Source organism: Gorillibacterium massiliense, assembly GCF_000455485.1.
Lineage (GTDB): Bacteria > Bacillota > Bacilli > Paenibacillales > NBRC-103111 > Gorillibacterium > Gorillibacterium massiliense.
In genome coordinates, this window is sequence record NZ_CBQR020000144.1 from 1 (window position 1) to 12790 (window position 12790).

General features: G+C 51.1%; 11 protein-coding genes. 10 read left to right on the forward strand and 1 reads right to left on the reverse strand.

Annotated features, from left to right (window positions below; translation table 11 throughout):
* The 9 genes from TJ79_RS27600 to TJ79_RS19060 form a co-directional block, all read left to right on the forward strand.
* The coding region (locus tag TJ79_RS27600) for a sensor histidine kinase (RefSeq protein ID WP_040951933.1) at positions 1 to 505 on the forward strand (505 nt) is incomplete at its 5' end.
* Complete coding sequence (locus TJ79_RS19025; protein ID WP_040951934.1) at positions 502 to 1110, forward strand: response regulator transcription factor; 609 nt, start codon at positions 502 to 504, stop codon at positions 1108 to 1110. The genes TJ79_RS27600 and TJ79_RS19025, both read left to right, overlap by 4 nt.
* Positions 1111 to 1232: 122 nt before the next feature.
* On the forward strand, positions 1233 to 1760 hold the full coding sequence (locus tag TJ79_RS19030; RefSeq protein ID WP_040951935.1) for a hypothetical protein: 528 nt from the start codon (positions 1233 to 1235) through the stop codon (positions 1758 to 1760).
* A 207-nt stretch (positions 1761 to 1967) separates the two neighbouring features.
* A complete protein-coding gene (locus TJ79_RS19035; protein WP_040951936.1) occupies positions 1968 to 2168 on the forward strand; it encodes a cold-shock protein in 201 nt (66 codons plus the stop codon).
* Between the two features lie 496 nt (positions 2169 to 2664).
* Positions 2665 to 6894: a glycosyl hydrolase gene (locus tag TJ79_RS26150; protein WP_052339758.1), complete on the forward strand. Its 4230-nt coding sequence runs from the start codon at positions 2665 to 2667 to the stop codon at positions 6892 to 6894.
* A gap of 169 nt (positions 6895 to 7063) precedes the next feature.
* Entirely contained in the window at positions 7064 to 7579 is a 516-nt protein-coding gene (locus TJ79_RS19045; protein ID WP_040951937.1) for a hypothetical protein, read from the forward strand.
* Between the two features lie 162 nt (positions 7580 to 7741).
* A complete protein-coding gene (locus TJ79_RS19050) occupies positions 7742 to 8965 on the forward strand; it encodes an MFS transporter (protein ID WP_040951938.1) in 1224 nt (407 codons plus the stop codon).
* A gap of 64 nt (positions 8966 to 9029) precedes the next feature.
* On the forward strand, positions 9030 to 10394 hold the full coding sequence (locus tag TJ79_RS19055; protein ID WP_040951939.1) for a dipeptidase: 1365 nt from the start codon (positions 9030 to 9032) through the stop codon (positions 10392 to 10394).
* Positions 10395 to 10607: 213 nt separating this feature from the next.
* Complete coding sequence (locus TJ79_RS19060; RefSeq protein WP_040951940.1) at positions 10608 to 11411, forward strand: ABC transporter ATP-binding protein; 804 nt, start codon at positions 10608 to 10610, stop codon at positions 11409 to 11411.
* A gap of 89 nt (positions 11412 to 11500) precedes the next feature.
* Here the strand turns inward: TJ79_RS19060 and TJ79_RS19065 are convergent, their stop codons facing one another.
* Positions 11501 to 11953 carry a cupin domain-containing protein gene (locus TJ79_RS19065; protein ID WP_040951941.1) on the reverse strand — a complete coding sequence of 151 codons (453 nt, stop codon included), beginning with the start codon at positions 11951 to 11953 and terminating at the stop codon, positions 11501 to 11503.
* A 134-nt stretch (positions 11954 to 12087) separates the two neighbouring features.
* Between TJ79_RS19065 and TJ79_RS19070 the strand changes: the two genes are divergently transcribed.
* Positions 12088 to 12780, forward strand: a complete 693-nt coding sequence (locus TJ79_RS19070; RefSeq protein WP_238323072.1) for a TetR/AcrR family transcriptional regulator — start codon at positions 12088 to 12090, stop codon at positions 12778 to 12780.
* Positions 12781 to 12790 lie beyond the last annotated feature (10 nt).

A 12790-nucleotide genomic window follows, 5' to 3' on the forward strand; every position in this document is an offset into this window, starting at 1 on the left:
CGATAAAAACCCGGAACGGGTGCGGCAGGAAGTGCAGGAGATTGGCTGTGCGTCCCGTGCAGCTTTAGCTCAGGTGCGGAATTTGGTCACCCAGATGCGGGCGGTAAAAATAGCCGAGGAGCTTCTGGAGGCTGATGCGATTCTGAAAAGCGCAGGAATTCGGCTGACGGTTGAAGGCGACCCGGCTTTGCCTGAGCTTTCCGATTTGAAGCATAACATCGTCAGCATGTGCTTGCGGGAAGCGGTCACCAACATTGTGCGCCACAGTGGGGCAACGGCATGCTGTGTCACCATCGACAACACTGAAACGGGGGTTGAGCTGCGGGTTTGTGACAACGGAGACGGCTTTGACGGCGAATGCTGTCAGGGGAACGGGCTGAAGGGAATGGCGGAGCGGCTCGCTTTTATCGAAGGCTCCATGAGCATCGGGGTGGCGGAGGGAGAAACGGTACTGCAGCTCTTCGTTCCTATAGTGGCAGCAGATAAGGGGGACCGGGAAGCATGAGCATACGGATCGTGATCGCGGAGGACCAGCGGCTCTTGCGGGGAGCGTTGGCTTCCCTTTTGGATCTGGAGGACGATCTGGAGATAGCCGGCCAGGCGAAGGACGGAGATGAGGCATTGAAACTGGCAAAAACGCTTCAGCCGGACGTGTGCCTCCTGGATATTGAAATGCCGCAAAAAAGCGGCTTAGAGGTGGCGGAGCTGATGCATCAGGCGGCTCTGTCCTGCAGGGTGATCATGCTTACGACCTTTGCCCGGCCGGGATATTTTGAGCGGGCCGTGAAAGCCGGGGTACATGGCTATTTGCTGAAGGATGAGCCCATCGACCGTTTGGCCGATGCCATCCGCCGGGTCATGCAGGGCTACCGGGAAGTGTCCCCGGAGCTGATTTTCGGGCGGGGCCGGTGGGATGAGAACCCGCTATCTCCAAGGGAGCGTGAGATGCTGCGTCTCGCCGCTACCGGCATGAACGCTCCGGAAATCGCCGCCGAGCTTTATTTATCCCCTGGCACCGTGCGCAACGTCATCTCGGCCATACTCGACAAGCTGGGAGCAAAGAACCGAATGGAAGCCGTTCGAATGGCCGAAGAGAAGGGATGGCTGTAAACTATCATTCTCAAAGACAGGCGTCCGCTTAGCGACGTATTCAAGGTTATGGAATATATTGAATTGTGGACGAATCAATAAAAACGATAGAATCTTCTATCTATTTAGAAGGGGGGTTACAGGTGGGCAATAGCAAAAATGATGACCCTAAATATTGGATTCTGAACAAATTGCGCAAGCTGAAAAAAGAATTTGTGGAAAAAGCCGTCATCAGCCAGATCAACCCCTTTGGCCTTATTCCGATCACTCCGGCGCAAATAGACGAGTATCAGCTTCTGTTGATGCGGCTGTCAAACGCAACCCATTCTGCGACCTTGAAAAAAGATTCAGCATCGGTGACCCATCTATGGAATGTTTTACTGGATATGTCGAAGTTCATTCAAGCATCGGGATTTGGTGCTTCCGTTGTTGCCCATATGCAGGATGTCCTGGAACGGACGATCAGAATGACGGAAATGGAACCTTTTCCGCTTGTTGGCGCGGTCGCGGCTCTGCTGGATTTACTTGATTATCTGTATGCGCTCAGTTTGATGCTGGAGGTTTTGCCTCAGACGAAGGATTCCATGATTATATGCATTCGCAACCTTGCGGATTTCCTCTCCGAATTGGAATACATATCGGAAAGGCCTGGGTCAAATGCGGGCACCTGAGAGTCACAATGATAGGTGCCTTTTCTGTTTTCTTAAGTTTGCTATTTCCGATTGGATATGTTATGATCAAACTAATCGAAATCTTGACCTGATTCACATATTGCAGAGGGTTATTATTTTGTGTGAATAACCTTGTGTAATATGTGAATTTTTTATTTTCCAAGCAAAATGAAAAGGTCATGTAAATAACATATTGGAGGTATTCTCATGCAAACAGGAACAGTGAAATGGTTTAACGCAGAAAAAGGCTTCGGTTTCATCGAAGTTGAAGGCGGCAACGACGTATTCGTGCACTTCAGTGCAATCGTTGGCGACGGCTTCAAATCGTTGGACGAAGGTCAACGCGTTGAATTCAACGTGGTTCAAGGCAACCGCGGACCGCAAGCTGAAAACGTAGTAAAACTGTAATAAACCAAAAACGGCCCTCACTTGGTTGGGGGCCGTTTTTTTTATAGGCAAAAACACCGATCCGAGGGGTCGGTGTTTTTTTTTTTGTTCGGGAGCCCTGTCTTGTCGTCCTGATTGCTGCGGCTTTCCCGTGAAATTTCCATATAGGCAGCATGGCTTTATGCAAAATGCTAACTTTTCAATAACTTAATATGTCCATTGTTGGCATTAAACGAAGATGAAAACCGGCTTTCTGTCGTATTTTCTCGATTTTTCAGGGAATCAACGCTAGAATTTCATAACATTTTTTCATTTTATCAATGTTATTGCTAATTTTTAGTTTTATATTATTGAAAGTTATTATGAAGTTATGCTACTATTTGGTTGCTTCAACCAATTCCGGTTATTTCGTTCCTGTCGAATCGTCTATCTGAAGGGAGGCCTGAAGAGAGGCATATCATCCTTGATTCCTGGACTATTTGCGTTGACATTTGAATCGTGAGGAGGAAACGATCCTATGGGGAAAGTAAGCAGATGGCTAAGCGCAATCCTTTCTGCCGCCTTAATCATCCCTACGTTAGTTCCCGGTATGGTGCAGGCAGCACCTGCTGCAGGTACAGTTGCGGTTGCAGATTCAGCTGCGGCTGCAGACGTAGCCGGACACTGGGCGAAGAGCAGCATTTTGAGATGGCAAAGGTACAACCTGATTCATGGCTACCCGGATCATACATTCAAGCCCGATCATCCCGTTACAAGAGCTGAATTTGCTTCAATCCTCAATAATCTATTCGGTTTTCAAACCAAATCTGAAACCGCTTTCGCGGATGTCCCGAGTACATCGTGGTATGCGGACATTTTATCGATCGCAAGGCAAGCTGGTTATTTTTCGGGGCTTCCCGGAAATCTGGCGCAGCCGGACAAAACCGTTAGCCGCGAGGATGCGGCGGTTATGTTGGCAAAGGCTTTTGAAATGAGCAAAGAAGAAAGCGGTTCCAGTTCTTTGCCCTTTACCGATGTAAGCCGAATTCATGACTCCGCTCTTTCATCCGTTCGGGCGCTCTCTGCCATCATCAGCGGTTATCCCGATGGCACATTTCGCCCTGACAAGGAAATCTCCCGCGGGGAGCTTCTGACCTTGATCGACAAACTCGTTAAGGCGTACTATCCCGAAGAAGGAACTTTCAAAGGCGGGGACATCCAAGGTAATGCCATAATTAATCATGGGGGCGTCGTTCTAAGCGATGCCGTTATTTCAGGCAATCTCTACCTGGGGCCGGGAATCGGAGACCATGACGTAACGCTCCGAAACGTGACTGTAAAAGGCATGACCTTCATCTCCGGAGGCGGAGAGCATTCCGTTACCCTCGATGCTTCAAACCTGAACGAAGTTCGCGTGAACCGCGTAGGCGGGCGCAGCCAGGTGGCGACCCAAGGGGCAACCCGGATAGAACATCTGCTCGTAAACAGTCCATCTACACTGGAATTCGGCGATGGGACTTCCATTACCGATGCAGAGTTGAACCAGCCTGCCGCTCTTCGTTTATCCGATCATGCGGTGATTGCTTCCCTGGTCATAAACGAAGGAGCCGCGGGAACATCCATTTCAGGAAAAGGAACCGTTACCAAAGCGGTGATCCGGGGGACCGGAGTGACGGTGAACGGGGCGGCAGTTGGCGCCGGAACAGTGAACATAACAGGCGGCGTAGCCAGCAGCTCCGGTTCTTCAAGCGGCGGCACTGGCGGTACCGGCGGCGGTTCAGTCGATACGATCCCAGTTATCGATCTCGTCGATAAAGACGCTACTGACCGGACCAAATCGTTATTCGTCTATTTGAATCAAATTCGCGGCAACCATATTCTGTTCGGGCAGCAGCATGCGACGGACGAAGGGCTGTCGATTACCAAACATGATGGTACGGAATCCGACACGTTTAACGATGTCGGCGCTTACCCGGCCATGTTCGGATGGGATACGTTGAGTCTGGAAGGGTATGAAAAACCGGGGGTCATGGGAGATTTTGCGAAGAGTCGCGATAATCTCATCGATGTCATGAAGAAGGCGTACAAGTACGGGGGTGTCCTTACCCTCAGTTCCCATATGCCGAACTTCGTAACGGGAGATGACTTCAGAATTACCAAGGGCAATGTCGTATCCCATATCCTGCCGGGAGGAGACAAAAACGCGGAATTTAACACTTATCTCGATCACATCGCGGACTTTGCGAACAACTTGAAGGATGATGGCGGCAATTCCATCCCGGTTATCTACCGTCCGTTCCATGAACAAAACGGAAGCTGGTTCTGGTGGGGGGCAGCATTCACCACCTCAGACGAGTACAAAGAGATCTATCGGTATACGGTAGAATATTTGCGAGATAAGAAGGGAGTCCGCAACTTCCTGTATGCTTATTCTCCGGGAGGCGGATTCGGCGAGTCGGAGTCGGAGTATCTGAAGACATATCCAGGGGACGACTACGTCGATATCCTCGGCTTTGACAGCTATTATAATGGGGAAGGTGCTAGCTGGTTCAGCGGAGTCACAACAGAGGCGAAAACGATATCCAAGCTGGCGGATAAAAAAGGAAAAGTCGCCGCGCTGACGGAGTTCGGCTACCAGGAGATGAAGGTAAAGGGAAATGCGACGACGGATTTCTTCACCCGTTTGGCTTCGGCGCTGAAGTCCGATTCCGATGCCAAACGCATGGCTTTTATGCTTACTTGGGCTAATTTTGGTCCGTATGCCTATGTCCCCTATCATACAGGCGATGCGGCAAACGACCATGAAATGCTGCCGGACTTTATCAAGTTCTATCAAGATTCCTATACTCTTTTCAGCGATGGAGTGTATGGCGCGTACAACAAGAAGGCTAGAACGGAAGCGGAGAATGGATTCATGCATATCGTTTCTCCTACTGACCAGGGGACGATCAAAGAGGCAACGACCAAGATTCGGGTTCGCGTTTTGAACGAGACGGTGTCAAAAGTCGTGTACTCGACAGGCGATGCCGGCATCGAAATGCCATTAACTCTGGATTCGAGCAGCGGGTATTATACAGCCGACTGGTCGCCTGCCGCGGCACTTAACGGCAAGTCGACGAAGTTTACCGTAACCGTATACGGACAGAACGATCAAGTGCTGCAGCGGCAGACCAATACGGTATTCGTCAAGATTAACGAAGTGCTGATCAACGCCTATACCTTCGACAGCCATATAGACGGCGTTCAGTATAACGGCGAATATTCGAATTCGTTGGAATCGACGCAGAACGGCAGCATTGCCCACAGCTCGTTCAATGGCGGTTCTTTGCAGATCACAGCCAGCAAGTTGACTTCCGGCGATACATGGCAGGAGATGAAGCTTGAACTTAAAAACGCGGAGACCATGGCGGGTAGTGATCTGACGCAAGTCAAACGCATCAAAATGGACGTATGGGTTCCCGTATCGATAGGCACAGCTAGCGGCGCAAGCCTGCGCGCGGTGGGGCAGCTGCCACCAGACTGGACTACGAAATACGGTATGGATACGACGTATACTTCCTTTGCTGCGCTCCCAACCGTTACCGTCAATGGAGCGGTATACGCTAAGTTCTCGCCCACCATCGACTTTAATGATGCAAAATTGCTCTCTGCGGCGGATGATATTGCACTCTCCATAGTCGGCAGCGGTTTGGATACTGGTTCGGATACGTTCTCCCTTTATGTCGACAACATCCGGATGTACAACACCTATACCGAAGCTTCGGCGGATCCGGCTTTCGTGGACGATTTTGAGGGTTATCTGGGCAGCAATGAGGCTTTGGCGGCGAAGATCGTCCATGCAGGAGGCGATGAAGCAACGGCTTCTTTGGATGACAAGCATAAGAACGGCGGAAGCTATGGTTTGAAATACACGTATACCCTCGCAATCAAAGGGTATACCGGCGTGACCAAGGCGATGGGCGGGGCAGATTGGTCTGGATATAATGCTCTGCAGTTCTGGTATGAGCCGGACGGCAAGGGACAAAAGCTGGTCATACAGATTAATGCCGGCGGGAAGACCTATGAGTATTACCCAGACACAACGACGACAACGGCGGCATTCATCACTGCGCCGTTCAACGCATTTGCTCCAGCAAACGGCGCCACGGGCACGTTGACGAAAAGCTTGCTGAAAAACGTGCAAGCCTTCTCCATTTACACGAATGCGAAGCCGAATGGAACCATGCTGACATCTTCCATGTACTTTGATGACATTCGCGCGGTAAGTAACCCGGATGCCGGAGTGGTGCCGGACGGCAGCAGCGATGACAACGGGCTTCCACTCGGAACGTTATTCGGATTTACTGACTCCATCGACGGTTGGATTCTTAATGCCAATGACATGGGTTTAGCCAACCTTAAGCACACAAGCGATGGAGATAACGGAGTACTCAGCGTAGATCTGCCTGCGGGTACCCCTGTAGACTCAGAAGGAAAGCCTCTAAAAGGCCAAGTCGTTTATCAGCATGATCTGGATTTGAGCAAAGGATCTTCACTGAAGGTAAGGATGAAGGTATCAACCGGAACCGTGAAGGCGAAGTTGTTCGTCCAGACCGGCAGCGGTTGGAAATGGGCGGATTCCGGAGAAATCACACTCACCAGTGATTACCAATGGATTACGCTCAATCTGGGAGGCATCGACAAAAGCGCGATCAAGGCAATCGGCGTTGAGTTTAACTCTCCAAGCGGCGCAGGAACCGTCTATATGGATGATTTGACGCAGGAATAACAAATGAACCACAGTGAACCTCGTACATATTTGTACGGGGTTTTCTGTTGTCCAGTTTGCGTTTTGCAGCGTTTATCCTGTACGGCGGAGGCTGACCATACTTGACCGGCTGGCAAGAAGAGGATAGAGTGGACATGTTGTAAGGTTAATTGGGAAAGGAACGTTTGCCATGGAACTGCGTTTTGTCACGGAAGCCGTTATGCTTGCTGTTTATGGACATTTGCTGGTACCCGAGGAGCCTGTTGAATTTGTCGTCCCCTCCTCCACCATAGACGAACTGTACGAACTGCTGGCAAGCCCTGAATCGATTGTCGATGGGCGCGACGATCAAGAGGTGCGCAGCGCCATTAAGCAACTGACGGATTATCTGGAAACCCCTTTTATCTCCAAAAAATTAGCTGCCACTCAAGTGGCGCCATGGAGTAAAAGCTCCCCGATTCCCATCAGTGAGCGTGCGTCCTTATCGGTGATTTACGGAAGCGAGGCGGAGGAATTCGGGGAGGAATTCGATCCGGTGGAAACGGAGCTGCTGCTTACCGCAATGTATGAAAAAGCGCCGCTTTTGACCGATCAACCCGATCTCATTGAACGGATGGTCGATGCCAACATTCCGGTGATTATCGTCGATGTCGATGATTTTGAATATGCGGTGGAAACCGGTTTGGAGCCTTTCAATTTGGACTAATCCCAAAAGGAACACCCTTGAAAGCCTGCTGAAATGCAGGTTTTTCTTATGTGATGAAAAGAGTGAACCGGCTAATCCCGCCGCTGTTGTGAAAAACAGGCTTTACAGGGTGGAGTATAATAGATAAAAAGAATTTATTAAGAAAAGGAAGTGAGAAAATCCGTGGAAACGTGGAAACGCAATCTGTGGCTTTTATGGGCGGGATGCTTCGTTACGTCGGCCAGTTATTCGATGGTCGTGCCTTTTCTTCCCCTGTTCTTGCCCCAGATCGGCGTACACGAGCATACGGAAACATGGTCGGGCTTGCTGTTTAGTGCTGCCTTTTTTGCTGGAGCGATCTCCTCTCCTTATTGGGGATCGGTTGCGGACAAATATGGTCGAAAGCCAATGATCATTCGTGCTGGGTTTGTGTTAGCCGTGGTGTATACCCTCACTGCTTTTGTGACCAACCCTTACCAACTGCTTGCGCTACGCATAACTCAAGGCTTGCTGTCGGGATTTATTCCCGGCGCCATCGCGCTTGTCGGCACCAATACACCAGAAACCAAGGTGGGTTACGCGCTGTCGATGATGTCCACCTCTACGGCAACGGGTAATATTATGGGGCCGCTCATCGGCGGGATGATCGCCCGGTTCGTGAATAACCGGATGGCTTTTGCCAGTGCCGGGATCATGGTGTTTCTCGTCACATTCATCGTGATTCTCTGGGTCAAGGAGGAGCGGTTCGTACCGGCCAAAACCCGCAGTTCCGTCGTCGATGCCTTGAAAATCGCCGCCGGCAACCGGTCGCTGATGAACGTGCTGCTGCTTACAATGCTTACCTCTTTGTCCATCATGACCATCGAACCCTTGCTCTCCCTGTATGTGGAGGACATGGTCGGCCCATCGAAAAACACATCCATTTTAGCCGGATTGATCTTCTCTTTGTCGGGCTTCGCTGCGATCTTTTTTGCCCCCCGTTGGGGAAAGCGGGCGGACAAGGTCGGCTTCCGCAAAGTGCTGTTGATCGGGCTGATTTTCGGTGGGCTGTGGACGCTGGCGCAGATCCCATTTCCGAATATATGGGGATTTTCCATTTTGCGCTTCGTCTATGGCGCCTTTTTCTGTGCCGTATTTCCGGCGCTGAATGGTCTGGTCGTCCGATCGACGGCGGAGGATTTCCGCGGCCGGGCATTCGGCTTGAACCAGACCGCCAACCAGATCGGAGGGGTACTGGGCCCGATGTTAGGCGGCTATGTCGGCGAAATTGGCTCGATCCACACCGTTTTTTGGGCGACGGGGCTGCTGCTGCTTGCCAGCGCCGGCATGGCTTATTGGAACGGATTGGGCCGGCCCGTTCAGCCGGCGAATGAACCGGTTCAGGCAAAAAAAGCGCTGCATCCATAGAATTGCAGGAATTGTGGTAGAATATGGTTTGAACGCATGCAGATAACCGCAGGGAGGATATATCATGACAACTGTAGATTATGCTGAATATTTTGCTAATAAGAGAGAGGGACAATTAAACGAGCTGCAGGAATGGCTGAGAATCCCAAGTATCTCCGCTTTATCCGAGCATAAAGAGGATGTGAACCGGGCAGCGAAATGGCTGGCCGACACGCTGACCCGCGCCGGTCTGGAGCATGTTGAGATTTTTCCGACAGAGGGTCATCCGGTTGTTTACGCGGATCATTTGCATGCGCCGGGCAAGCCAACGGTTCTCATATACGGCCACTACGACGTGCAGCCCGTTGATCCGCTTCATCTGTGGGAGACGCCGCCTTTCGAACCGGCTATCCGCGATAACAAGCTGTATGCCCGGGGCGCAACCGATGATAAAGGCCAGCTTTTCCTTCATGTGCTGGCTTTGCGGTCCATTTTGGAACAAGAAGGGAAGCTGCCTGTCAACGTTAAGCTCTGCATTGAGGGAGAGGAAGAAATCACGAGTCCGAATTTGCCGGGATTCCTCGACGTTCATAAAGACAAGCTAGCAGCTGATATGGTGCTCATTTCCGACACTGAGCTGATGGGGCCGGATAAACCGGCCATCTGCACCGGCCTTCGCGGACTTTGCTCACTGGACGTTGCGGTCTATACCGCAAAGACGGATATGCACTCGGGAACCTATGGCGGCGGAGTACCCAATGCGCTGCATGCCATCGTCTCCCTGCTCAATACGCTTCACGATGAAAAAGGCAGAGTGAGCGTCGCCGGTTTTTACGACGATGTGCCTGATCTTACCCCGGCCGTGCGGAAAGAACTGGCGAAACGCGTCGTCGACACCGATGAGCTCAAGGAGATGCTCGGTCTGCATGATTTGTTCGGCGAGGAAGGATATACGTACGTCGAGCAGGTGGGAGCAAGGCCGACGCTTGAACTGAACGGAGTGTATGGCGGATTCCAGGGAGAAGGGACTAAGACGGTCATTCCCCGGGAAGCCCACGCCAAGATCACTTGCCGTCTGGTCGGTCAGCAGAAGCCCCAGGATATCCTCGATAAAATCGAGGCGCATCTTCACGCTCATTGCCCGCCGGGATCCAAGCTGGAGATTGTCCAGCGGGAACGGGGTAACCCATTCGATATGAATCCGGATACGCCGATTTTGCAAAAAGCCGCCGACGCCTTCGAACAGGTATATGGCGCGCGCCCGGTATTCACCAAGGACGGCGGTTCCATTCCGATCATCGAGGCGTTGTCTCGCATCGTCTCGGCGCCGGTGGTGCTGATGGGATTTGGCCTGCCCGACGAAAATCTGCATGCGCCTAACGAGCATTTCCATCTGGAGAACTTCGATAAAGGGTTGTTGACCCTCGTTGATTTCCTACACCGGATTTAATGAAGGAAACCAAGTGTGATTTCAAGCAAAAAGGAGAAGAAGCCCGCCGAAAACGACGGGCTTTTTTTGTACCGCGCAAACAGAACACTTTGTGTCTTCTATTGACAAGAAAGCCCGGCTGCGATTATGATAACGATTATCATTATCATAAATTTAAGTGTCCCTTCGCGGCTCATCCAACCGGAAAGGCGTAAGGAAGAGGAGGAAACAACGGTGGCGATACTGGAAACCCGCGATCTTGCCGTGGCATATGGAAATACGGAAATTGTGAAGAAGCTCAATTTGGCCATCCCGGAGGGGAAAGTCACATCGATTATCGGGCCGAACGGCTGCGGGAAGTCGACAGTATTGAAAACGATGGCCCGCCTCATGCGCCCCTCCAAAGGTTCGGTGCTGCTGGACGGCAAAGCGATTCATACGGAATCCACTCGCGATGTTGCCCGTAAATTGGCGATTCTTCCGCAAACCCCCGAAGCCCCTAACGGATTGACCGTGCAGGAACTGGTTACATACGGACGTTTTCCTTACCAGAAAGGTATGGGGAGATTGAAGCCCGAGGATCGGAAAGTGATCGATTGGGCGATTGCCGAAACGGGTATGGACGAATTCCGCGACCGTCCCATCGAAGCGTTGTCCGGCGGACAGAGGCAGCGAGTGTGGATTGCCATGGCTTTGGCCCAGGAAACGGAACTGCTGCTTCTGGATGAACCCACCACTTATCTGGACTTGGCGCACCAGTTGGAGATTCTGCAGCTTCTCACGCGGTTGAACCGCGAACAAAATCGTACGGTAGCCATGGTCCTTCATGATCTTAATCTGGCTGCCCGGTTTTCCGATTACATGGTGGCTGTGCGAGCGGGAGAGGTCATCTGTGCAGGCAGTCCTCAAGAGGTTTTGACTTCTTCCACGTTGAAAAAAGTATTCGAAATCGATGCCGAAATCGTGACCGATCCGCGGAATGGCACTCCGGTCTGCCTGACCTACGACTTGGTAGGTAGGCAGCTTGTCTTGAAATAGCCGCCGATTTCTTCATATGAACAAAACCCTGCGGGGATTGTCCGGTATGCGGACGACCTCGCAGGGTTTTTTGCGTTCAGATTAGCTGATCAGCGCCCCACCAGCTTGAAATCGTCAAAATCAAAACCGGGTGCGACGACGCAGGATACGAGTACCGGCTCGTCACCAACAGCCTCCGCTTTTTGCCAAACCCCGGCGGGAACGAGGGCCTGCGGCTGCTGTCCGTCATGAAGACCCATGCCGAGAATAAACTCCTTCGGTTCTGTAGGAGTATCGCCGGATCCCCCCATGGTAAGAAGCAGCGGGCCGCCGGAGTGCCACAGCCACAGCTCGTCTGAGCGGACCACGTGCCACTCCGAATTTTCCCCCGGATGAAGCAGAAAATAGACGGCGGTGGCGATGGAACGCGGACCGGTATAATCACCGCCAAGGGCGCTTTGAGGAATGGTCAGGGGGGTCCGCCAGTATTCGCGGAACCAACCGCCTTCGATATGAGGCTTAAGAGCAAGCTGCTCAACGAGGGGGGAGAGTTGTTTATTCAATGCTTTCGCTCCTTTGATCGGTGTGTATCTAATCATAGTTGGATTCGGGGCAAAAGAAAAGCGGGAGGAAAGATTGACCCAAATTTTAGTAGTATACTTTTGATAAATTTAGTATACTGTCAGTATACTTGAAGGTGATCTTCATTCAAGCAACAACCAATCGTGAGGGTATAAGGAGAACAGATCGAATGGACAAGTTATCCAGACGGGATAGGGAGAAGTTGGCGCGGGAAGAGGAGATGATCTCGGCTGCAGAACAACTATTTTCGCAAAGAGGCTTTGATAAGGTTTCTATGGACGAAATAGCGAAAGAATCGCAATTTACGAAGAGAACGCTGTATCAATACTTCGAAAGCAAAGAAGAGATCTATTTTGGAGTGGTGGTTCGGGGATTCCAAAAAATCTTTGTCAAACTTGAGGAAGCCAGTAATGAAACTCAGACGGGCTTTATGAGACTCCAACAGTCATGCAGTCATTTGTATCAATTCAATAAAGACCATCCGGAAATATTCCGTATCATTGGCTATACAGGATACGTCAAGAAAAAAGCTGTCGCTGAAAGCAAGAGGTATCGTGAATTTTTGCAGTGGAATAGCCGAGTGTTTGAGATTGTTGCCAAGATGATTGAAGAAGGGAAAAAGGACGGGAGCATCCAGGGCAACCTTGATTCGCAAACGACTTCGTACAGTCTAATCTTTCTGCTGACCGGTTTTTTTAATCAGCTATCCGCCACCGGAGACAGCTTTACGGAGCATTTTTCAACAAACATGGACGATTTCGGCATGGGTACAATCGATTTGCTGATGCAAACCTTTAAGAATAAGTGAGGTTGAGTGG